This window comes from Herbaspirillum chlorophenolicum (genome assembly GCF_001189955.1).
Taxonomy (GTDB): Bacteria; Pseudomonadota; Gammaproteobacteria; order Burkholderiales; family Burkholderiaceae_D; genus Herbaspirillum; species Herbaspirillum chlorophenolicum.
The window spans coordinates 92,222-113,941 of record NZ_LFLT01000009.1; the positions used below are offsets into that span (position 1 = coordinate 92,222).

Annotated in this window: 23 protein-coding genes; 12 read left to right on the top strand and 11 right to left on the bottom strand. The window is 64.0% G+C overall.

The window, feature by feature from the left end:
* Nucleotides 1-114: 114 nt before the first annotated feature.
* The 5 genes from phnD to phnX are packed head-to-tail and all read left to right on the top strand — an operon-like array spanning nucleotide 115 to nucleotide 4,603.
* Nucleotides 115-981: a phosphonate ABC transporter substrate-binding protein gene (gene phnD / locus AKL28_RS08225; RefSeq protein WP_082221414.1), complete on the top strand. Its 867-nt coding sequence runs from the start codon at nucleotides 115-117 to the stop codon at nucleotides 979-981.
* Nucleotides 978-1,778: a phosphonate ABC transporter ATP-binding protein gene (phnC, locus tag AKL28_RS08230; RefSeq protein WP_050467633.1), complete on the top strand. Its 801-nt coding sequence runs from the start codon at nucleotides 978-980 to the stop codon at nucleotides 1,776-1,778. Before phnD ends, phnC begins: the two co-directional genes overlap by 4 nt.
* Nucleotides 1,778-2,629 carry a phosphonate ABC transporter, permease protein PhnE gene (phnE, locus tag AKL28_RS08235; RefSeq protein ID WP_050467634.1) on the top strand — a complete coding sequence of 284 codons (852 nt, stop codon included), beginning with the start codon at nucleotides 1,778-1,780 and terminating at the stop codon, nucleotides 2,627-2,629. The genes phnC and phnE overlap by 1 nt, the downstream gene beginning before the upstream one ends.
* Before the next feature lie 33 nt (nucleotides 2,630-2,662).
* Nucleotides 2,663-3,748: an iron-containing alcohol dehydrogenase PsrA gene (gene psrA, locus AKL28_RS08240; RefSeq protein WP_050467635.1), complete on the top strand. Its 1,086-nt coding sequence runs from the start codon at nucleotides 2,663-2,665 to the stop codon at nucleotides 3,746-3,748.
* Between the two features lie 27 nt (nucleotides 3,749-3,775).
* Nucleotides 3,776-4,603: a phosphonoacetaldehyde hydrolase gene (gene phnX, locus AKL28_RS08245; protein WP_050467636.1), complete on the top strand. Its 828-nt coding sequence runs from the start codon at nucleotides 3,776-3,778 to the stop codon at nucleotides 4,601-4,603.
* A gap of 100 nt (nucleotides 4,604-4,703) precedes the next feature.
* On the opposite strand, the gene AKL28_RS08250 is transcribed toward phnX, so the two are convergent.
* Complete coding sequence (locus AKL28_RS08250) at nucleotides 4,704-7,076, bottom strand: DUF3141 domain-containing protein (RefSeq protein WP_050467637.1); 2,373 nt, start codon at nucleotides 7,074-7,076, stop codon at nucleotides 4,704-4,706.
* A 128-nt stretch (nucleotides 7,077-7,204) separates the two neighbouring features.
* Between AKL28_RS08250 and AKL28_RS08255 the strand changes: the two genes are divergently transcribed.
* Nucleotides 7,205-8,077 carry an HDOD domain-containing protein gene (locus tag AKL28_RS08255; protein ID WP_050467638.1) on the top strand — a complete coding sequence of 291 codons (873 nt, stop codon included), beginning with the start codon at nucleotides 7,205-7,207 and terminating at the stop codon, nucleotides 8,075-8,077.
* Between the two features lie 97 nt (nucleotides 8,078-8,174).
* On the top strand, nucleotides 8,175-8,372 hold the full coding sequence (locus tag AKL28_RS08260; protein ID WP_050467639.1) for a hypothetical protein: 198 nt from the start codon (nucleotides 8,175-8,177) through the stop codon (nucleotides 8,370-8,372).
* A gap of 46 nt (nucleotides 8,373-8,418) precedes the next feature.
* Here AKL28_RS08260 and AKL28_RS08265 read toward each other — a convergent pair whose 3' ends face one another.
* The 8 genes from AKL28_RS08265 to AKL28_RS08295 all read right to left on the bottom strand — a co-directional run bounded on the left by AKL28_RS08265 (nucleotide 8,419) and on the right by AKL28_RS08295 (nucleotide 15,209).
* Entirely contained in the window at nucleotides 8,419-9,888 is a 1,470-nt protein-coding gene (locus AKL28_RS08265) for a cobyric acid synthase (RefSeq protein ID WP_050467640.1), read from the bottom strand.
* Between the two features lie 32 nt (nucleotides 9,889-9,920).
* Entirely contained in the window at nucleotides 9,921-10,868 is a 948-nt protein-coding gene (cbiB, locus tag AKL28_RS08270; RefSeq protein ID WP_050467641.1) for an adenosylcobinamide-phosphate synthase CbiB, read from the bottom strand.
* Nucleotides 10,862-11,467, bottom strand: coding sequence for a bifunctional adenosylcobinamide kinase/adenosylcobinamide-phosphate guanylyltransferase (gene cobU, locus AKL28_RS08275; RefSeq protein ID WP_050467642.1), 606 nt, complete (start codon nucleotides 11,465-11,467; stop codon nucleotides 10,862-10,864). Before cobU ends, cbiB begins: the two co-directional genes overlap by 7 nt.
* Before the next feature lie 521 nt (nucleotides 11,468-11,988).
* Nucleotides 11,989-12,405: a hypothetical protein gene (locus AKL28_RS08280; protein WP_156226269.1), complete on the bottom strand. Its 417-nt coding sequence runs from the start codon at nucleotides 12,403-12,405 to the stop codon at nucleotides 11,989-11,991.
* Nucleotides 12,406-12,408: 3 nt separating this feature from the next.
* Nucleotides 12,409-12,558 carry a hypothetical protein gene (locus AKL28_RS24810; protein ID WP_169801829.1) on the bottom strand — a complete coding sequence of 50 codons (150 nt, stop codon included), beginning with the start codon at nucleotides 12,556-12,558 and terminating at the stop codon, nucleotides 12,409-12,411.
* A 187-nt stretch (nucleotides 12,559-12,745) separates the two neighbouring features.
* Nucleotides 12,746-12,952, bottom strand: a complete 207-nt coding sequence (locus tag AKL28_RS24815) for a hypothetical protein (protein ID WP_050467644.1) — start codon at nucleotides 12,950-12,952, stop codon at nucleotides 12,746-12,748.
* Between the two features lie 155 nt (nucleotides 12,953-13,107).
* Nucleotides 13,108-14,757 (bottom strand): phosphoglucomutase (alpha-D-glucose-1,6-bisphosphate-dependent), encoded by a 1,650-nt coding sequence (gene pgm, locus AKL28_RS08290; RefSeq protein ID WP_050467645.1) that lies wholly within the window; start codon nucleotides 14,755-14,757, stop codon nucleotides 13,108-13,110.
* Between the two features lie 197 nt (nucleotides 14,758-14,954).
* Nucleotides 14,955-15,209 (bottom strand): GlsB/YeaQ/YmgE family stress response membrane protein, encoded by a 255-nt coding sequence (locus AKL28_RS08295; RefSeq protein WP_050467646.1) that lies wholly within the window; start codon nucleotides 15,207-15,209, stop codon nucleotides 14,955-14,957.
* 373 nt (nucleotides 15,210-15,582) lie between these two features.
* On the opposite strand from AKL28_RS08295, the gene AKL28_RS08300 reads away from it, so the two are divergent.
* The 3 genes from AKL28_RS08300 to AKL28_RS08310 all read left to right on the top strand — a co-directional run bounded on the left by AKL28_RS08300 (nucleotide 15,583) and on the right by AKL28_RS08310 (nucleotide 17,946).
* A complete protein-coding gene (locus tag AKL28_RS08300) occupies nucleotides 15,583-15,981 on the top strand; it encodes a hypothetical protein (RefSeq protein ID WP_156226270.1) in 399 nt (132 codons plus the stop codon).
* 40 nt (nucleotides 15,982-16,021) lie between these two features.
* Nucleotides 16,022-17,047, top strand: coding sequence for a UTP--glucose-1-phosphate uridylyltransferase GalU (gene galU / locus AKL28_RS08305; RefSeq protein WP_050467648.1), 1,026 nt, complete (start codon nucleotides 16,022-16,024; stop codon nucleotides 17,045-17,047).
* Nucleotides 17,048-17,451: 404 nt separating this feature from the next.
* Nucleotides 17,452-17,946 (top strand): hypothetical protein, encoded by a 495-nt coding sequence (locus AKL28_RS08310; protein WP_050467649.1) that lies wholly within the window; start codon nucleotides 17,452-17,454, stop codon nucleotides 17,944-17,946.
* Nucleotides 17,947-18,047: 101 nt separating this feature from the next.
* Here AKL28_RS08310 and AKL28_RS08315 read toward each other — a convergent pair whose 3' ends face one another.
* Both AKL28_RS08315 and AKL28_RS08320 read right to left on the bottom strand, forming a co-directional pair.
* Nucleotides 18,048-19,199, bottom strand: a complete 1,152-nt coding sequence (locus AKL28_RS08315) for a branched-chain amino acid ABC transporter substrate-binding protein (RefSeq protein ID WP_050467650.1) — start codon at nucleotides 19,197-19,199, stop codon at nucleotides 18,048-18,050.
* Nucleotides 19,200-19,381: 182 nt separating this feature from the next.
* Nucleotides 19,382-20,239, bottom strand: a complete 858-nt coding sequence (locus tag AKL28_RS08320; protein ID WP_050467651.1) for an MOSC domain-containing protein — start codon at nucleotides 20,237-20,239, stop codon at nucleotides 19,382-19,384.
* 172 nt (nucleotides 20,240-20,411) lie between these two features.
* Here AKL28_RS08320 and AKL28_RS08325 point away from each other — a divergent pair, with 172 nt between their 5' ends.
* Nucleotides 20,412-20,858 carry a CopD family protein gene (locus tag AKL28_RS08325; RefSeq protein ID WP_050467652.1) on the top strand — a complete coding sequence of 149 codons (447 nt, stop codon included), beginning with the start codon at nucleotides 20,412-20,414 and terminating at the stop codon, nucleotides 20,856-20,858.
* Nucleotides 20,859-20,909: 51 nt separating this feature from the next.
* Complete coding sequence (locus AKL28_RS08330) at nucleotides 20,910-21,704, top strand: 2-keto-4-pentenoate hydratase (RefSeq protein ID WP_231602371.1); 795 nt, start codon at nucleotides 20,910-20,912, stop codon at nucleotides 21,702-21,704.
* Nucleotides 21,705-21,720 lie beyond the last annotated feature (16 nt).

The window sequence follows — 21,720 nt, forward strand, 5'->3', positions numbered from 1 at the left end:
TAAAGCCTCTTTAATCTGTGCCTTGTCCGGACTGGAAGCCCTGCCATACCTGAATGCATACCGCTGCCCGGCACTTGGGCGGCGCCGACCGCGCCACAAGATTAAGGATAGAACATGAAACGACGCTCCCTCCTCGCCCTCTGCCTGGGCGCCCTGACCGCATCGCTGCTGAGCCAGCCGGTGCTGGCCGTACAGCCCCTGACCGTGGGACTGATCCCGGCCGAAGACTCGCAGGCCATGCTGGAAAACAGCAAGGCCGTCATCGACAGCCTGCAAAAGCAGCTCGGCATGCCCGTCAAGCCCTTCATCGCCACCGACTACAACGGCATCATCGAAGCGCTGCGCGCCAAGAAGCTGGACGTGGCCTACCTCGGCCCCTTCTCCTACGTGCTGGCCAGCTCGGTCGCCAACGTCGAGGCCTTTTCGGTGGCCGAAACCAAGAAGAGCGGCAAGAGCTACTACAAGAGCCTGATCATCGCCCGCAAGGACAGCGGCATCCAGAACCTGGAGCAACTGAAGGGGCGCACCATGGCCTTCGTCGATCCGTCGTCCGCCTCCGGCCACCTGTTCCCCAGCGCCGGCCTGCAAAAGCTCAACATCGATCCCAACAAATACTTCTCGCGGGTGATCTTCTCCGGCTCGCATGACGCCAGCATCCTGGCAGTGGCCAACAAGAAGGTCGATGCCGCCGCGGTGGCCGACCGCATCCTGGCCGCCGCCGTCGCCAAGGGCGTGGTGCAGCAGTCCGACCTGAACGTAGTGTGGACCTCGCCCGACATTCCCGAGTCGCCGATGGTCTGGCGCCGCGACCTCGATCCGGCGTTGAAGCAAAAGATCGCCGCCGCCTTCGCCAACATCAAGGACGTGCAATGGGGCGACCAGGGCATGCTCAACGGCTTCGTGCCCACCACCGACGCCGCCTACAACGTCGTGCGCGACACCGCCAAGATCCTCAATCTCGACCTGAAGGCGATGAAATGATCAAGATCCGTTCGCTCACCAAGCAATACGGCAGCAATGCCGTGCTGCGCGGCATCGACCTCGATGTCGCCGCCGGCGAGTTCCTGGTGGTGCTGGGCCCCTCGGGCGCCGGCAAGTCGACCCTGCTGCGCTGTATCAACGGCCTGGTCGCACCGACTTCCGGCGAACTGGTGGCGGCCGGATACGACGCCACCGAAGCGCGCAACGTACGCAAGCTGCGCCGCAATGTGGCCATGATCTTCCAGCACCACAACGTGGTGCCGCGCCTGTCGGTGCTGAAAAACGTACTGACCGGCCGCCTCGGCCAGGTGTCTTCGCTGGCGTCCATCCTGCAGCTATTCTCGCGGCAGGATGTGGCGCTGGCGATGGACTGCCTGCGCCGGGTCGAACTCGACCACAAGGCGCATGAGCGCACCGACGCCCTCTCCGGCGGCCAGCGCCAGCGCGTGGGCATCGCGCGCGCCCTGGCGCAGCGGCCGCAGGTGATCCTGGCCGACGAGCCGGTGGCCAGCCTCGATCCCAAGACCTCGCGCCTGGTGCTGCAATACCTGCGCGCGGCCTGCCGCGAACTGGGCATCACCGTGGTGTGCAACCTGCACCAGGTCGACTACGCCCGTGAATTCGGCGACCGCATCGTCGGCCTGGCCGGCGGCAAGCTGGTGTTCGACGGCCGCGGCGACGAACTGCGCGAGTCGCACCTCAACCTGATCTATGCCGGCCTGGACCAGCTCCAGAGCCCGGAACCTGCCGCCGCCCGCCAGCCGGCGCCGGAACTGGCCGTGCAAGGAGCCCTGTGATGAATACGCCCATGCAATCTGCCCAGGCGCGCGGCAGCTACCACGACTACATCTGGACCGGCCCGCGCCCGCTGAACCTGCGTTCCTGGCTGCTGTGCGTAGGGGCCGTCGCGCTGGCCGCCTTCGTACTGGCCTGGAGCGCGCAAGGCACGCAGCTCTCCTGGAGCGAACTGGCCAACGGCTTGCCGCAGATCGGCGATTTCCTCAGCCGCTCCTTCCCGCCCAACTGGAACATCCTCGGCAACCTGCTCAACCCGGCCATCGAAACCGTGCAGATCGCGCTGTGGGGTACGCTGCTGGGCGTGCTGGGCGCCATCCCGGTATCCTTCCTCGCTGCCCGCAACCTGAACCGCAACCGTGTCGTGTACCAGGGTGTGCGCCAGTTGCTCAATGTCACGCGCAGCATCAACGAGCTGATCCTGGCGCTGGTGTTCGTCTCGGCGGTGGGCCTGGGGCCCTTCCCCGGCGTACTGGCATTGGCGCTGCATGGCGTGGGGATGGTCGGCAAGTTCTTCGCCGAGAGTATCGAGGAGATCGACGACGGTCCGCTGGAAGCCCTGCGCGCCACCGGCGCCCGTCCGCTGCAGGTGATCGCGTTCGGCGTGCTGCCGCAGGTCATCACGGCCTGGATCGCCACCGTGCTGTACCGATTCGAGGTCAACCTGCGCCAGGCCACCGTGCTCGGCATGGTCGGCGCCGGCGGGCTGGGCTTCGAACTGGTCAACAGCCTGAAGCTGTTCAAGTACCAGGACACCGCCACCTGCATCGTCGTGGTGACGCTGATGGTGGTGGCCGCCGACACCCTCTCCAGCCGCCTGCGCCAACTGATCCAGGACGGCCGCGTCCATTGAACCACCCCATTTGAGAACCCCGGAAACAAGCTTATGTGGACCTATCACAACCCGGTATCCATCCATGCCGGCAGCGGCAGCCTGGCGCAATTGCCCGCGCTGCTGGCCGGGCGCCGCGCCCTGCTGGTGACCTTCCCGGAGGCCGCCGCGCTGGGCCTGGAGCAATACATCGCCAACCTGCTCGGCCGGCAACTGGCCGGCATCGAGAATGCCGTGCAACCCAATCCCGACGTCAGTTGGCTGTCTGCCATGCATGAGCGCGTCTGGTCGGAACATGCCGATGCCGAATGCGTGGTTGCCTTCGGCGGCGGCAGCGTCATCGATTGCGCCAAGGCCATGCTGGCGCCCACGCCTTCAGGCCGCTTCGATGAATTGCTGGCGCACCTGCGTGACGGCACGCCGCTGTCGGCTGGCCGCACCAAGGCGCTGATCGCCATCCCCACCACCGCAGGCACCGGCAGTGAAGTCACGCCCTGGGCCACACTCTGGGACGCCGCCGCCGGCAGCAAATATTCGCTGCACCGCGACTGGACCTGGCCCGAAGCCGCCATCATCGATCCCAAGCTGATGCTGAGCCTGCCGCCCGGCGCCACCCTGGCCAGCGGCCTGGATGCGCTGTCGCACGCACTGGAAGCGATCTGGAACGTCAACCGCAATCCGGTCTCGTCCAGTCTGGCTGCGACCGCCGCGCGCGAGATCGTCGCCACACTGCCGCTGCTGATGCGCAAGCCCACCGACCTGGCCCTGCGCGAACGCATGGCGGTCGCTGCGCTGCAGGCCGGGCTGGCGTTCTCCAACACCAAGACCGCGCTGGCGCACTCGCTGTCCTACGACATCACGCTGCACCACGGCGTGGCGCATGGCATCGCCTGTTCGTTTTCGCTGCCGCACGTGATGCGCCTGGCCTTCGACCGCGATGCCCAGGTCGACACCCTGCTGCTGCAGATCTTCGGCGCCGCCGACAAGGACGGCGCCGTCGCCCGCCTGTCGGGCTTCCTGGAAAACCTGGGCGTGTCGATCGACCCCGCCCACTACGGCATCGCCGATGCCTGGGACGCGCTGGTACAGCGCGCCCTGCAAGGCCCGCGCGGACGCAATTTCATCGCCGCCATCCACTGAAACAGATTCATCGATAAAGGAGTTTCCATGTCCACTGCAAACAAATCCCCCATCGCCCTCGAAGCCGTCATCTTCGACTGGGCCGGCACCCTGGTCGACTTCGGCTCGCTGGCGCCGACCCAGATCTTCGTCGACGCCTTCAAGAGCTTCGACATCGACATCACGCTGCAACAGGCGCGCGGCCCGATGGGCCTGTCCAAGTGGCAGCACATCCGCACGCTGCTGGACGACCAGGCCATCGCCAACCAATGGCAGCGCTACACCGGCCGTGCGCCGACCGACAAGGATGTCGACGCCATCTACGCGCGCTTCATGCCGATGCAGATCGCCAAGGTCGGGGAGTATTCGCAACCCATCGACGGCGCTGCACAGATGCTCGCCTGGCTGCGTGGACGCGGCCTGAAGGTCGGCTCCTGCTCGGGCTACCCGCGCGAGGTGCTCAATGTGCTGCTGCCGCTGGCCGCCAAAGACGGCATTGCCCCCGACCACGTAGTCGCCGGCGACGAACTGCAAGCCGGCGGCCGCCCGGGCCCCTACATGGCGCTGGCCAACGTATTGGCGCTAAAGATCGGTGACGTGGCCGGCTGCATCAAGGTCGACGATACCGTCCCCGGCATCGAGGAAGGCATCCGCGCCGGCATGTGGAGCGTGGGGGTGTCGCTGTCCGGCAATGAGGTCGGATACACCCGGCAGCAATTGGCCGCGCTTGAGCCTGCCGAGGTGGCGGCACTCAAGGTACAGGCAGAAGAGAAGCTGCGCGCTGCGGGCGCCCATTACGTGATTGATTCGGTGGCGGATTTGCCAGAGGTAGTCGCGCAAATCGAGGCGCGCCTAAAAACAGGCGAGCGGCCCTGAACCGGGGACGATAAAACAATCGGATTTCCCATCGCCGTGGCCCTGACGAAACTCGGGGCCACGCACCGTTCAGCACCGCCCCGGTCGCCTCACCTGGCCATCAGGCCTTCTTCCGGGTACGCGGCGCGGGGGCTTTCCCCGCAGGTACTTTCCCTTTTCCCGCTGTTTTTTCCACGGCCGGCTTTCCGGCGGCCGCCTTCCCAGGCGTTGCCGCCCTGCTTCTTTTCGCCGGCGTCTTGATTTCCTCCGGATGCTCACCGATGGCCGAAGTCAGCTTGCGCGCCAGGACGATGACCTTGTCCGGGTCCACACCCAGCGTGCCGATCAGGAATTCGATGATCTCCGAGCGCGGATTGGCCAGCGTCGGCTCGATCATCATCACCGCCGCCGACACTGCCAATGCGCGTTCGCGGGTAGCCGTGTCGGGCAGCATCTGCTCCAGCGCGTTGAGCGCCTCGACCGGCGCCACCGCTGCGATGCGCGCCTGCTCCTTGAGCAGCTGTACCCAATTGGTCTGCGGCGAGACGCTGGCATGCATCCGCGGCAATTGCGCCAGCAAACGCGCCAGGCGCAGGCTGCGGCGCTCGAAAGCGCCGACCGATACCATGCCGGCGATCACGATGCGGCATACCGCTTCGGCAAAGCCGCCGTCGGCGATGCTGCCGAGCACTGCATCGCGATACTCGCCCAGCTCCTTCAAAGCGCGGCGGTGCGCTGCCTCGGCATCGGGTTCGCGCGGCGGCAACCAGGCGCCCAAGCCATTAGGGCCGAACAACTGGTTGGTCATGCGCACCGTGCGGGCATCGCGCTGATCGCGAAAGACATTCAATTCATCGGTGATGCGCTGGGCCATCCGGCGCTCGAACTGCTTGAGCGGATGGTCTTCCCCTACCTCGGCACGGGCGGTTCTTGCCTGGGCGGCCTGCTGGCGGATGAAGGCGGCAGCCGGATGGGCGTCCGAGAACAACTGGCGCTGCATGCGCAGCGGACTCAATTTCATCAGCGTGTTGGCGCTCTCGCGCGAAGAAACCATCCTGACCCACGGCCGCAGCCAGGTCTTGTACAGGTTCGCGTTGATCTCCGACCACTGGCTGATGGTGGAAAACACCGCCTCCTCCTCGCGCCCTTCAGGATTGAGCTTGCGGATATCGTCCATCGTGCGGTGCTCGTAATGCACGGTGTAGTCGCCCGGCTCCAGCTCGTCCCAGCGCCGGGTCTCCCTGGCATCTTTGGCATCGAGCTTCATTTCGTAGAGGCCGGGCGGCAGGCTCTCGATCACGTCCAGCGAGCTCACCAGCTGGTCATGCTCCTTCAGCGCCACCGAACCGCCGACGAAAATGCCGAGATGGCCCACGCTCTCATGCAGCACATAAACGATGGTGCGTCCGGCGGCGGCGATGGCGCGCTCGTCGCCCCAGGCATCGATGATCCAGTTCAGCGCCTGCGGCGGCGGCGTGATGTTGTCGCCCCACGAAGCGAACACCACGACAGGCGCCGTGATGTTGCGCAGATTGACCTGCTTGCCCTTGATCTCCAGTTCGCCGCGCGCCAGCTTGTTGCCCACGAACAGGTTCTCGGTAATCGACTCGATTTCGGCCCCGGTCATGCGGAAGAAGCCGCCCCACCAGCGTTCGAATTCCAGGAAGCGCTCCGCCTCGGTATCGACCGACGACCACAGGTTGTAGTACTTGCTCCAGAACGTATTGGCGGGATTGAGTTTCTCGAAGTTCTCGACCAGGTAAGCGCCATCGAAACGATCGGCGCCAAGGTCGGCCGCCAGCGAAGCCAGCCATGTCCCGCCCAGCGTGGCGCCGCTGTAGCGCATCGGGTTGAGCTTGGAGCTGCCGGCCCAGTAGGAAGCAGGCGCGCCCACCATCATCAGCGGGCCGAACAATTCGGGGCGCACCGCATCCAGCGTCATCATCGCCCAGCCCGCCTGGCAATTGCCGATCACCACCGGCTTGGCCTTGCATTGCGGATGGCGGCGGATCACCTCTTCCAGGAACAGCGCCTCGGACTCCAGCACCGTCGTCAGCGTCTGGCCGTCCTCAGGCTCCGGGCGGAAGGTCACGAAATAGACCGTATGCCCGGCCTTCATCGCCATGCCCACTTCGGAATCGAACTTGAAGCCGCCAATGCCCGGCCCGTGCCCGGCACGCGGATCAACCACCACCACCGGCCGCGCTTGCGGATTGACCGGCAAGCCCGGCGGCGGCTGCAGGCGCAGCAAGGCATAGTTGCAAGGCTGCGGCAAATCGTGGCCGTCCAGCACCATCTCATGGGCGAACTTGAGCAGCGGCGGCGTGCCCTGCTCCAGGTGTTCGAGGTAATCGTTGCCGCGATCCAACAGCGTGTCGAGGAACAGGAAGGTACGCTGCATGGAATCGGTCAGATAGGCATTGACGTCTCCCCAGCCCATGCCGGCCGGCGCCTCCGCACTGCTGCTGTCGATGGGTTTCTTGCGGCTTGCCATGCTCCCTCCCAGGAACGCTCGATTGCCTTCATCATACGGAGAAATGGCGCTTCAAATCGCATGATCTCTGCGACAATGAAACCGCATTTCCCCATATTGATAAAAAACAATTGCGCGGAGGAATCTTCATGGAGCTTCACGGCCTGGTCGACCAACCCGGCAAGCTGCCGACCGTCCCCAAGGTAGTCCAGCAGTTGATCGCCAGCTTCAACTCGGAAGATGTCTCCGCCGCCGATATCGCGCGCCAGATCGCCGCCGACCCGGCGCTCTCGGCCAAGCTGCTGCGGCTGGCCAACTCCGCCTTCTTCCATGTCTCGCGCACCGTCGGCACGGTGGATGACGCATTGCGCATGCTGGGTTTCGTGATGGTGCGCAACCTGGTGCTGGGCAACGGCATGGTGGCCGCCTTCAAGAACACCAAGGGAATGGACCTGCCGCAGTTCTGGCGCTACAACCTCTACACGGCCTGCGCCGCGCGCTGGCTGGCCATGCATGCCGGCATCCACGGCGAGGACAACGGCGACGCCGTGTTCACGATCGGCATGATGCATGGCATCGGCCAATTGCAATTGCACGCCGTGGCCGCATCGGAAGTGGCGCCGCTGGACAAGCAGGTCAACGTACTCGACGCCTCCCGCGCCGACCGGGAAAAGGAACGCTGGGGCTTCCACTACGCCGACGTGTCGGCCGAACTGGCCAGGATCTGGAACTTCCCCGACGCGCTGGCCGCCGCGCTGCGCGACGTGCCTGAGCCGCTGGGCACGGGCAAGCTCGACCGCGCCGCCGGCTGGGTACATCTGGGCGCATGGGCCGCGCGCGTGGATGTGCTCAAGCTCGACGATGAAGCCGCGCGCGCCAGCTATCCGGCGCAAGTCGCCAGGAAACTCGAGGTGGAGCCGGACTGGATGCCGCTGCTGGTCGGGCACGTGCAGGACAAGGCCGAACGCGCGATGCCGGCGATGAAGGAATTGTCGGCCGGACTGGATGCGATGCTGGAATAGGGAGCGATGGGCTGGGCCCATTACTCCAACACGTTTGTCCGCTTTGGCATATCCTTGCCGAACCATCCGGACAACACTACCGAAGTAAGGAAACATCATGCCCAAGAAAGAGAAACTGGATCCGGAAACCGAAGCCCTGATCCAATGGTGCACCGAAGTCGAACAGTTCCTGGTCAAAGGCGGCGCCACGCTCGACCAGGCCCAGGAACACATCGAAGAACAAGTGGAATGGTTCACCGACCTGTTCTACGACGGCCTGACGCCTGAAGAAGCGGCCAAGGAAGCGCTTAACTGACGCCACCAGCGCTGCACCCCGTCCCGGCCATGCACCGGGACTTTCCTCACCGCCCGAAACGGGACTCCAGCTTCTTCAAGGCCTCGTACAAAGGCAGCGTCGCATCGGCCAGCCGATCCAGGCTCCCTTCACGCAGCGCATCCAGGTCGACCGTCCCGACGCCATCCAGCCCGGCCCATGACAGCAGCGCCGAAAACGCCTGCGGCGTATCGAACATGCCGTGCAGGTAGCTGCCGAGGATCTGCCCATCTTCCGACAAGGCCCCTTCGCCGCGCCCGTCAATGACGAAGGCCGGGCGCTGCAAGGCCGCACCTTCCGACACGCCCATGTGGATTTCGTAGCCGCTCACGCTCGCCTCGCCTGCGCCGAAAGCGCAGCGGCCGCTGACCTGCTGCAGCCGCTTGTCGCGCGTGAGCCCGGTACGCATGGGCAGCAGGCCCAATCCGGGCGTGCTGCCCGGCGCACCTTCCACGCCATGCGGGTCGTCCACGCTCTCGCCCAGCATCTGGAAACCGCCGCAAATGCCGATCAGCTTGCCGCCGTAGCGCAGGTGCTTGCGGATCGCAACGGGCCAGCCTTGCTGCTGCAGCCATGCCAGGTCGCCGCGGGTATTCTTGCTGCCCGGCAGGATGATCAGGTCGGCAGGAGGAATGGGGCTGCCCGACCCGATGAATTGCAAATCGACATCCGGATGCGCGCGCAATGCGTCGAAATCGGTGTGGTTGCTGATGCGCGGCAGCACCGGCACCACTACCCGGAATTGCCCGCGCGCGCTCTGCGATGAGGCGATTGCATCTTCCGCATCGAGGTGCAGGCCATGCAGATAAGGCAGCACCGCCAGCACCGGCTTGCCGGTGCGCTGTTCCAGCCAGTCCAGCCCTGGTTGCAGCAGGCTGATGTCACCGCGGAAGCGGTTGATGACAAAGCCCACCACGCGCGCACGCTCGCTCTCGGAGAGGCAATCCAGCGTGCCGGTCAGGTGTGCGAACACACCGCCGCGGTCGATGTCGGCGACGATGATCACCGGGCAATCGACCGCCTCGGCAAAGCCCATGTTGGCGATGTCGCGCGCGCGCAGGTTGATCTCGGCCGGGCTGCCGGCGCCTTCGACGATGATGGCCTGGTACCGCTTGCGCAGACGATGGTAGGACTCCAGCACTGCCTGCATCGCCTCGGTCTTGTAGCGGTGGTAGTCGCGCGCGCTCATGTCGGCGCGCACCTTGCCATGCACGATCACTTGCGCGCCGGTGTCGCTGGAAGGTTTGAGTAGCACCGGGTTCATGTCGGTATGCGGGGCGATGCCGGCGGCCTGTGCCTGCAGCGCCTGGGCCCGGCCGATCTCGCCGCCGTCGGCGGTGACCGCGCTGTTCAAGGCCATGTTCTGCGGCTTGAACGGTGCCACTGCAATGCCGTCGCGCCTGAGCAGGCGACACAGTGCGGCGGCCAGCGTGCTCTTGCCGGCATCCGAAGTGGTGCCCTGGATCATCAGGGTATGGAAGGGAAATTCAGCGGCCATCGGCGCTCCATTGCTGCAGCGCCTGCTCCAGTTCAAGCATGGAAGACTCCGAAGGAAAACAACGCTAGTGCGCCCACGATGGCTAGCCACAGCAAGGCTGCCTGCGCCACCAGACGCCAGGCGCGGACAATGTCTGCACCCTCGGCCGGCTTGCCGCAGCCCAGCGGCGGCCGCTGTTCGACTTCGCCGTCATACACCGCAGGGCCGCCCAGCGCCACGCAGAGCGCGCCGGCGCCGGCCGCCATCACCGGCCCGGCGTTCGGGCTGCTCCAGGCCGGCGCCTGCTCCTTCCAGCATGCCAGCGCCTGGGCGCGGTTGCCAAGCCAGGCGTAAGACCATGCGGTCAGCCGGGCCGGAATCCAGTTGAGCACATCGTCGATGCGTGCCGCGGCCCAGCCGAAATGGAGAAAGCGTTCATTACGGTAGCCCCACATCGCATCCAGTGTGTTGGCCAACCGGAACAACAAGGCGCCCGGCCCGCCCGCGACCAGGAACCAGAACAGCGTGCCGAACACGGCATCGTTGCCGTTCTCCAGCAGCGATTCGACGCCGGCCTTGGCGAGGTCGGTTTCATTCGATTGGCGCGTATCGCGGCTGACGATATAGGAAGTCAGTACACGCGCTGCCGCCAGGTCGCCGCGCGCCAGCGCGAGCGCAATCGGCAGCGTGTGATCGCGCAGGCTGCGCAGGCCGATGCAGAAATACAGCAGCGCCGCATGCAACAGGCAAGCCAGCCACCACGGCGCCAGATGGATGATCCAGGCCGCCAGCGCCACGCCCGGCAGCACCGCCAGCGCCCACGCAAGGATGCCGCGCAGGCGCGATGCAGGCGCCTGGTTGAGCGCGCCTTCGATACGCTTGGCCAGGCTGCCGAAACCGACCAGCGGATGCCAGCGGCGCGCCTCGCCCAGCACCAGGTCGAGCACCAGCCCCGCTGCCATCAGCAAGGCCAGCCAGGGCCAGGACAAGCCGCTCAGCACGATGCGTCCTTGAAGTTCAGGGGCAGGCCCGCGGCCACCCATTGCACCCGCTCGCAGATCGCCGCCACCGACTGGTTCAGGCGCCCGGCCTCGTCGACGAACCAGCGCGATACCGCGCCCTGCGGCACGATACCCATGCCCACTTCGTTGGACACCAGGATGACCGTCCCCTGCGCCTCCTGCAGTGCGCGCAGGAAGTCCTCGCGCTGCAGCGCAAAGGCGGCCGGTGCTTCGATCGGCCCCAGCTCGGGAAATACATAACCTTCCGCGAACAGCAGGTTGGACAGCCACACCGTCAGGCAATCGACCAGCACCACGTTGCCGGCACGGCTGTTGGCGCGCAACGCTTCGCCCAGCGCCAGCGGCTCCTCCACTGTGCGCCAAGGGCCGGCCTGCTCCTGGCGGCGCTGGCGATGGTGGGCGATGCGCGCGGCCATCTCGGCGTCGGCCGCGCTGGCGGTGCGATCGGCAGTGGCGATGAAGACGATCTCGTCCGCGCCGGACTGGGTCGCTTCCAGCGCCTGTTTCTCGGCATAGGCGCTCTTGCCGGAGCGCGCCCCGCCAAAGATCAGGATGCGCCGCGATTGCGTCGCGTTCATATGGGTTCCCCTTGCCAGCGGTCTTCGAACATCATTTCATCCAATGGAAGCAGGTATGCACATCAGCGGCCGCATGATTGTTCGTGCGCGATACGCCACCTTGCTCTCGGAGGAATGAATCGCGCCAGAATCGAACCGGCGCTCGCCATGTGCGATGAATAGGTATGGAGTGGGAGCGCCGTTCAGGAAAAGGCATCGGGAGCCAGTAACGGAAATACGGCTGCGGCCGGCACATATGCCGAAAAATCGCCCAGTCCGTGAATCCGTCTCGCATACGGCAAATCGGCCGGTGCATGCCGGCCTGATGGATTTCAACTGCAATGGTGGAAGCTGCAAGTACGATCGCCCTCCGCGATGCAACCTTGAATTCGCTTCAGCTCAGTGGCTTGGTGCCCCCTGTTGCGCGCCGAACACCTGAAGCGATGCTACGCCGCGCAGTATAAAGTCCGGGCCTTCTCAGGGCAACCGGATACGGGCGCCCCATCTTGCCAACAAGGAAACATCGGCGGCAATCAGCGGCATCAAGGCCCTGACGAGCGGTCGATGGGATCGCTGGCCGGAAAGGTATCGGCCAGCGCCTGGTCCATTTCCGCCTCCAGCTTGCGCGCTTGCTTGTCGCGTTCGTTTTTGCGCACTGTCTTGTTTTGCGCGGCCAGTTTGCGGGCATCGTCCTCGATGATCCCGCGGCCGATCTCATTGTCGGACGAGGCTTGTTTCACCGCGGGTTCGTGTGCGCTGTGGCTACGCCGGCGATCCCGGTCGGCAGGCGCTGCCGGATGCGCCGGCACCACCGGCATGGCAATGGCCCAGCCGATACCCGCCGTAAGCATCCGGGCGAAATGGGGGATGAGGGAATCCGGTTGATGCATGACAAGCTCCTCTATACGAAACCAGCATTGCTCCCAATAATGCACCTCATGCCGCAAGGCCGCCTTCATTTTTTACTGCATGCGGATAGGTTTGTCCGAAGGACGCGGGTTGAGCGGCGGATCCTCGACCGGAATCGGGTCGTCGTCGGGCAATTCTGGCGGCGGCAAATGCGGATCGGGAATCGGCGGCGTTTCCTGCGGTGTATGCAAAGCGGTTTTCAAACTGCTCCTCCTGCTGCGCATCGACCGGCGGCATGGCTCATTGCCGGCTGGGATGCTGGTGGGGAATCGGGTCCTGCGGCGGCGTCGGGTCCAGGGGTGGAACCTCCACCGGCGGGACATCTTGAGGCTTGTGCATGGCTGTCTCCAGGTGCGCAGTCAGAGTTCAGGTGAACAATACGCCGAAGGCTTAATTCTTGCCTTGACCGGACATCAACCCATCGTCGGCGCTGGCGCCGGGGTCTTCGGTACCGTCAGGTTCCACCGCTTGCGGCTCGTCGCTCTCCGGCACCGGCAGCTTGTGCTTGCCGGTCAGCGCACAATTGCCGCCGAAACGCTTGTCTCTGGCGTGGCTTGCGGCGGCAGCTTGCGCGCCCGGTGGCATGCGCTTGTTCATCTCCAGCCCTCCTGCCTCAATGTATCCCACCATCCTATGGATGCGGCCACGGTCAGGCAACAGGACATTGGAGAATTCGCATGTAGGAAGTCCGGAAGAAAAAACGCCGGTTACCCTGCGGCAACCGGCGTTCGCGGGCAAGCGAAGATGCTCGCTCAGCCTGCCTTCAGTGCACGCGTCACGATCTCCTGCGCCTCGGCGAAGATCTTGTCCAGATGCGCCTGGTCGCGGAAGCTTTCGCCGTAGATCTTGTAGATGTTTTCGGTGCCGGACGGGCGCGCGGCGAACCAGCCGCTGTCGGTGACGATCTTGAGGCCGCCGAAGGGCTTGCCGTTCGCCGGTGCGGTCGTCAGCACTTCGCGGATGGTCTCGCCGGCCAGTTCGGTCGAGCTGACATCGTCGGGCGAAAGCCTGGACAGGCGCGCCTTCTGCTCCGGCGTGGCAGCGGCTTCGATACGGCCGTTGAGCGGCGCGCCGAGTTGCTGCGTCAGTTCCTGGTAGATCTGGCCCGGATCGTTGCCGGTGCGCGCCGTCATTTCGGCGGCGAGCAAGGCTGCGGTAATGCCGTCCTTGTCGGTGCTCCAGGGCTGGCCGTCGAAGCGCACGAAGGAGGCGCCCGCGCTCTCCTCGCAGCCGAAGGCGATGCTGCCGTCATACAGGCCATCGACGAACCACTTGAAGCCGACCGGCATTTCCAGCAGCTTGCGGCCGAGATGGGCGGCCACACGGTTGATCATCTGGCTCGACACCAGGGTCTTGCCGACCGCCGCGCCGGCGCGCCATGCGGGGCGGTGGCTGAACAGGTAATAGACGGCGACGGCGAGATAATTGTTGGCGGGCAGCAAGCCCGTGCTCCTGGCGATGATGCCGTGGCGGTCGTGGTCGGTATCGCAGGCCAACGCGACGTCGAAGCGCTCCTTCAACGCGATCAGTTCGGTCATCGCGTACGGCGAAGACGGGTCCATGCGGATCTGCGCATCCCAGTCCTGCGGCACGAAGCGGAAAGTGGGGTCGACCTCGGTATTGACCACCTCCAGGTTGAGCTTGTAGCGGTCGGCGATGGCCGACCAGTAATGCACGCCGGCGCCGCCCAGCGGGTCGACGCCGATCCGGACATTGGCGCCGGAGATCGCCGCCAGGTCGATGATATTGGGCAGGTCGCTGACATAGCTGTCGAGATAGTCGTAGCGGCGCGTGGTGCCCGCCTTGAGCGCCTTCTCGAAGCTCAGGCGTTTGACGCCTTCCAGGCGCTTCTCCAGATAGGCGTTGGCGCGCTTCTCGACCCATCCCGTGACATCGGAATCCGCCGGGCCGCCGTTGGGCATGTTGTACTTGAAGCCGCCATTGTCCGGCGGGTTGTGCGAAGGCGTGATGACGATGCCGTCGGCCAGGGCCGACCGGTTAAGCCGATTGTGCGCCAGGATCGCGTGCGATACCGCAGGCGTAGGCGCATAAGGGCTGCCCTCGGCCAGCATGGTCACCACTTCGTTGCCGGCCAGTACTTCCAGCGCGCTATGCCAGGCCGGCTCGGACAAGGCGTGCGTATCGATGCCCAGAAACAGCGGGCCGGTGAAACCCTGCCCATTGCGGTAGTCGCAGATGGCCTGGGTGATGGCCAGCACATGCCACTCATTGAAGCTGTGGGCATTGGCATTGCCGCGATGCCCGGACGTGCCGAAGGCAACCCGGTGGGTGGCCTCGCCCATATCGGGGCGCAGGCTGTAGTAATTGGAGAGCAGGACTGGCAGGTTAACCAGTGCCGATGGTGCCGCGCGTTTGCCGGCCAGTGGATTGGCGCTACTCATGGAGATGCTTTTTCTTGATGGATGGAAACAAGGTCAGGCGTATTGGCAGGCACGGTGTGCTCAATGCTCCTCATGCACAACCGTAAAGCTGTCGAGACGGCATTGTAGGGCAAGCTTGCCGTATCGGACAAAACAGAAAAACACACCCGATGCACAGGCATCGGGCGTTTTTCTGTTTTTTTTCTAACGGTGCAGACTCAAGCGCGCCTGGAAAAGGCCCTGACGATAACGAGCAAGATGATCGCGCCCAGCGTGGCAGTGATGATCGATGCCAGAATGCCGCCGCCGACGGCAATGCCCAGCAATCCGGCCAACCAGCCGCCGATCACGGCGCCGACGATGCCGATCAGGATATCGGCCAGCAAGCCGAAGCCGCCGCCCTTCACCAGCACGCCGGCCAGCCAGCCGGCAACGGCCCCGATGATGAGCCAGGCAATGATTCCATGATCCATGATGTTCCCTTTCGTTTGATGTTGTGGATGGGACTTCTCGCGGCTGACGCCGTACAGACGGTAGCGACAGATGAGGTAATGATAGGGAGCCGCTTCCCCTCCAGCTATCGGACAGCGGCCCATTTTCTTGTAGGACAAGCCCGGCTGCCGTGGCCCATACGCAGCGTATAGATCGGTGCGGTGTTTTCCTCCTGTTTTCCTACATCTCAAAAAGCGGGTTTCCTATAGCTGGCATCCGGGGCTTTTTTTAAGCTTGCGTCAAACACGAAAAGCGGGATTGGCAACCGGCAATCCGGCCGGGCGCCAGACAACTGCCCTGCCTTACCCAACCGCTTCACGACAATCGCAGGTACAGACCGAAAGCCACGACGCCATGCATACCCCCCAACTATGCCCGGAACACTCACAGACCTTTCCCGTCCGCGAAAGCACTGCAGCCGCGGGACAAACTGAGCGTGACGACATGGCGGCGCATGCGCAGGAGTCGATGCAACTGCTGCGCCAGATTTCGATCAAGGCTCCGCAACTGGCATCGGTGCTTGAATTGCTCAATGAAGGCAACCTTGAACGCCGCATCACGTTCGATGACCGGCTTGCGCCGGTTCCCGGAAAGCACCGCTTGCACGCCGGGAGCGCCCTGCTGGATATGGCCACCGGCTTGCTGAGCCAGGCCTTTCCCGGTGCGGCGCCGCTGTTCCACGGCTGCCTGGCCTACCTGAGATTGAAAACGACCGAAAAGAAACAGGCCTGGAGCCTGCGCAGCAATGGGTGAGGACGCCACGTCCATCAATCAACCTCTACTTGGGTCTACCATGACAAAAATCACCAAAGCAGTCTTTCCTGTCGCCGGTCTGGGCAGCCGTTTCTTGCCCGCCACCAAGGCGCAACCCAAGGAAATGCTGCCTATCGTCGACAAACCATTGATCCAGTACGCTGTCGAAGAAGCCGTCGAAGCGGGCATCACCGACATGATCTTCGTCACCGGCCGCAACAAGCGCGCCATCGAAGACCATTTCGACAAGGCCTACGAGCTGGAGAGCGAACTGGAGGCCGCCGGCAAGCTCAAGCTGCTGGAAACCATCAGGAACGTGATCCCCAAACATATCAATTGCGCTTACGTGCGTCAGGCTGAACCGCTGGGCCTGGGCCATGCGGTGCTGCTGGCCAAGCCGCTGGTGGGCAACGAGCCCTTCGCCGTACTGCTGGCCGACGATTTCATGGATATCGACGCCGGCCAGAAAAATGTCATGGCGCAGATGGCCGACATGTTCGAACGCGAAGGCAAGAGCCTGCTGGCCGTGCAGGACGTGCCGCGCCAGGATACCCGCCAATACGGCATCGTCAGCGGCACCCGGTACCGCGACCGGCTGGAACAGCTCAGCGGCATCGTCGAAAAACCGACGCCCGACACCGCCCCCTCCACCCTGGCCGTGGTCGGCCGCTATGTGCTGACACCGGCGATCTTCGAACACCTGGAAAACATCACCACCGGCGCCGGCGGGGAGCTCCAGCTCACCGATGCGATCTCGGCCCTGCTGGCGGCGGAACAGATCCTGGCATATCGCTACGAAGGCCGGCGCTTCGATTGCGGCTCCAAGCTGGGCTACCTGAAAGCCGCCGTGGCCATGGGGATCAAGCACAAGGAAATCGGCAGCGACTTCGCGCATTTCCTGCGCGACTTCAAAACCGAGCATGATCTTCAGCAAACCGCCCAGTTGAAGGTTGCCGTCGCCAAGAACGGCGAAAGCCAGGAATTCGAACCCGCCGCGGCGCAACAGCGCCGCCCGCTGCCTGCGGCTAGCGACAGCAAGCCGGCAGCAACCCGCCGTTTCATGTAAGCCTCCCGTAGAGTACCAAGTCCTTTGGGCAGTCCAGCCGTTCGCGGCCGGGCTGCTTTTTTATTTTCCCTCGCCCCGCCGCCGCTCCGGGCCTGCCTTGCCGGCCGCTCCGACGTAAATTGTTTTCCTGCGTTGTCACAAAGCTTTAACCTGAGCTTGCTAGGATCGCCGGCATGGCACTGATCTGCTTCTTTTCTGCCCGTGTTCCCGGGCCTTTCTTTCCAGTCCCGCTGGGTGGCGACCTCTTCTTTCCATCTATTTGTCTTTTTTCAACACAGAAATACACTATGTAAACGTTTGCAACACAAGCAAAACATGATGGAATCGTTCACATGCTGCCGCCCGGATTGCGACAGCGGCCCAAACAATATATATTGTTTATATTAATTTTCAGAGGAGGGTTCATGGCAACCAGAGTTCAAGCAGCAACAACCGCAAAGAAAAAGCCCGTAGCCAAGGCTGCACCTGCAGCCAAGCCGGCCGTAAGAAAGCCTGCCGCCAAGCCGGCAGCGCGCCCGGCCGCGAAGGCCGCGCCAAAAGCTGCAGCCCCTGCTCCCAAGGCGCCTGCCGCTGCGGCAAAGGCCGCAGTACCTGCACCCAAGAAGCCTGTAGCCGTGCCGGCCAAGCCCGCGCAGAAGCCTGCCGCACCGACCAAGGCCGAGAAAAAGGCTGCCAAGCCGAAGAAGGTCAAGCAAGTGCGCGACAGCTTCACCATGCCGGAAAACGAGTATGCGGTGCTGGCGCAAGTCAAGAAGTCTTGCCTGAAGGTTGGCGTCGAGATCAAGAAGAGCGACCTGCTGCGTATCGGCGTGTCGCTGATCAAGAACCTGAAGATCGCTGACCTGAAGGACATCCTCAGCAGCCTGACGCCGCTGAAGGTCGGCCGCCCCAAGAAGTAAGCGCATGCTACAGGGCGCGCCGCGCTGCACCTGGCGCGGCAAATAAAAAACGCACCGTCTTTACGGTGCGTTTTTTCATGGGCCGGCCGCTTTTGACGGGCTCAGCTCTTGTCCTCTATCGTCTTGATCACTCGCCAACGGCCGCCTTTGGCTTCGTAGAGCGTAAAGACCGGATCGCGCAGGTTCCCGTCCTTGTCGAAGGAGATGGCCCCGGTGATGCCCCGATAACGTATCTTGTGCAGTTCCGTCGTCACCTTGTCGGTGTCCACCGAGTTGGCATCGCGCATGGCAGCGGCAATGGTGCGCACGGCGTCGTAAGCAAAGGGAGCGTAAAGGTAAATGTCTTCCTTGTACCGGGCCTTCCATGCGCTCTCGAAACGGGTCCATTGCGCCCCTTTGTAAGACGGCGGCCCCGGCTCCAGTACGATGGTGCCTTCGGCCGCCGGCCCGGCCAGCCTGAGGAAAGTGGGACCGACCATGCCCCCGATGCCCACCAGCGGCGCCGTGATCTGCAAACGGCGGAGTTCGCTCACCAGCTGGGCCGCCTGCGCGTCGATGCCGGCAAAAAAGACGACATCGGGATTGAGGCTGCGCGCAGCCGGCAGGATGTGGTTGAAGGTCGAGCTCTTGCTGCTGACCGTGTAATGCGCGACGACCTTGGCATTGAGTGCGGCTACGCTTTTCTTGAACTCGGCCGCATAGCCGGCGCCGAAAACCGTACGGTCATCGATGACGACGATATTCCTGGCCTTCATTTCCCTGACCACATATTCCGCGGTATGGCGCGCGCCATCGCCGTCATGCGGGACGATGCGAAAGGCAGTCGGGAAACCCTGCTGCGTATAGGTCGGCGAAGTCACTGCCGGCGACACATGCGGTATTCCGGCAGCGGCATAGATCCTGGAAGCAGGAATGCCGACACCGCTGTTCCAGTGGCCCACCACGGCGGCCACCTTGCTCTTGACCAGGTATTCGGCGATCAGCTCCCCGGTACGCGGGTCGGCACGGTCATCCTGCGGCAACAGCTTGAAGGTGATTTTGTCACCACCGATCACCGGCGGCGTCTCGTTGAGGTCGTCTATCGCCAATTGCGCCGCGTGTTCCAGGCTGATGCCGGTACTCCCCGACAATCCGCTCATCGGCGCCGCCAGGCCGATCACCACAGTCCTTTCACCCGCCTGCCCGGATGCGGGCAGCATGCCCAGCGCCGCCATTCCCAGCATGACGGCGCCAACCAAGAACCTCTTCCTCATTCCCTGTCCCTTTCCTTTTTCTTTTCCCTTTTCGATCCGATACCGGTTCGCTCCGGCGGCTGCCGAGTGATCGGAGCCCGTCACCGTGCCCTTGCGCCATCCCGTTTCATGCCGCGCTGCCAGCGCTTGCAGATGCCTAAGCAGGTTTCGCGCCTACTTCCAACTGCCAGCCTGCCTTCGGCTCAGAAATTCAATTCCCAGCCACACGCCTGCCCTGCGCGTATGGTGCCGCCGACACCGCCGATGACGATGGCATTCTGGCCGAAGGTCAAGCCGCCATCCACACGCGGATTGGCACGATAGGTTGCCAGCGTATCCAGCGGCTCGTCCGGCCATTGCGGATCGCGCAGGCCGGTGCGCTGGTCGATTCCCGGCATCGGGCAACGTGCGCAGGGCTTCACCAGCTTGAGCTCCACCGCGCCGCCATCGCCATCCTCCAGGGTGATGGTATCGATGAAGTCTTCCTCGTAAGCCTCCAGCCCTTCTATCACCAGATTGGGGCGAAAACGCTCCATCGGCAACGCGGGCGCGCCCTTGGCGCCCAGCCGCGCATTCAGGTCGTCCAGCGATGCCTGGCCGATTACCAGCAGCGGATAACCGTCGGAAAATTGCGTCGTCGCACGGTGCTCGCCAGTCCAGCGTTCGCTGCAGGCGCGCGCTTCATTCGGGTCGAAGCGCACCAGGCGGGCATCGGTTTCCAGATAGGCGGAAAACCACTGGCGGGCGCGTTCGCCCTGGTCCAGTGCGGCAATGCGGTCCTTCCACACCTGCACTTGAACGCTTGCGCCATCTTCACCGGCGGCCGCCAGCTGCAGTTCGGGCATGCCTGGGGCGGACAGCAGCATCGCGCCGTCCACGAAACGGGGAGTGATGCAGGCCATGCGCGCATGGCTGCGTTGCGTCAGGAATTCTCCTGCGCCGTCCACCACCATCCAGTGGCGGTCCAGCGCCAGCCCGAGCGGGCCGATGCTCGCCTGCTCCAGGGCGATGCCGCCGCAGGACTTGATCGGGTAGATATTGATTGCGCTGAGTATTGTCATGTCCTTCCCTGTTCCCGATGATCGTCACCGTATTGCTAAAGAATGACGCGATACGGCCTTGCCATTCCAGCATGACATTACCACAGGCATCCCGCTCTCCATCCGGCGAAACGACGCCGGGCGCACTGTCATGCGACAATGTGCGAATCGCTTCTTACCTGACGGGATTGAAATGCTGATTGCGAAATTTTTCCATCTGCTTGGCCTGACCATCTGGGTCGGCGGCATGTTCTTCGCCCACATGGCGCTGCGTCCGGCGCTGGCAGTGTTGCAGCCGCCGCAGCGCCTGGTGCTGATGGCGGCGACGCTGGGCGGCTTCTTCATCTGGGTATGGATTTCCATTGCGCTGGTGCTGGGCAGCGGCCTGCACATGATGCTGCTGATGGGTGGCCACGCGCCGCCCTATGTCCACGCAATGGCCGGCATCGGCATCCTGATGATGCTGATTTTCGGCCACATATTCTTCGCGCCGTTCCGCCGCCTGAAACTGGCCGCCGCCCAGCAGGACTGGGACCGCGCCTCACGCGCCCTGCGCCAGATCCGCGTGCTGGTGAGCATCAATCTGTGCCTCGGCCTGCTGACCATCGCTATCGGCACGCTGGGGCCGATGATGGCCTGAGCCGCAACATCGGCATTACGCTGCCATCGCCACAATCAACAATAAGGGGAAATGTACGTGCTGACTGAATCACAACGCCAGCAGGCCTCCGACCTGCTATGGGACTGCTGGGCGCATGGACGCCGCATCGAACAGTTGCCGCAGGAACTGCGTCCGACCGACCGCGCGGAAGCCTACGCCATCCAGGCACGGCTGGAAGCGCACAGTTTTGCGCCGCTAGCCGGATGGAAGATCGGCGCCACCGGCCCCGGTGGCCAGCAGTTGCTTAATATCGATGCGCCACTGGCCGGCCGCCTGCTGGCCGAACGCGTACATCGCGACGGCGCCGTCATCTCGCTGGGAAACAGCCTGATGAGCGTGATCGAGGTGGAAGTCGCCTTCCGCATGCGCAAATCCTTGCCGCCGCGCACCGCGCCTTACTCGCAAGACGAAGTGATTGATGCGGTGGGCTCGGTCTACCCCGCCATCGAGCTCCCCGATACCCGTTACGACAACTTCAAGCAGGTTGGCGCCGCCCAGTTGATCGCCGATAACACCTGCGCCGACCAATTCGTACTGGGCGCGCCGGCCAGCATCGACTGGCGCTCGCTCGACCTGGCCGCGCTCCAGACCTTCGGCCGCATCAGCGGCGGCGAACAGCGCGACGGCAGCGGCGCCCAAGTACTCGGCGACCCGCGCATCGCGCTGACCTGGCTGGCCAACGAACTATCCCAGCATGGGCTGACGCTGGCAGAAGGCCAGATCGTCGCCAGCGGCTCGACCATCGTGCCATTGTCGGTACGCGCCGGCCAACGCATCCTGGCTGACCTGGGACCGCTGGGCACGGTAACCATTGAGCTCACCTGAGCCAGCCGCAAAGCGC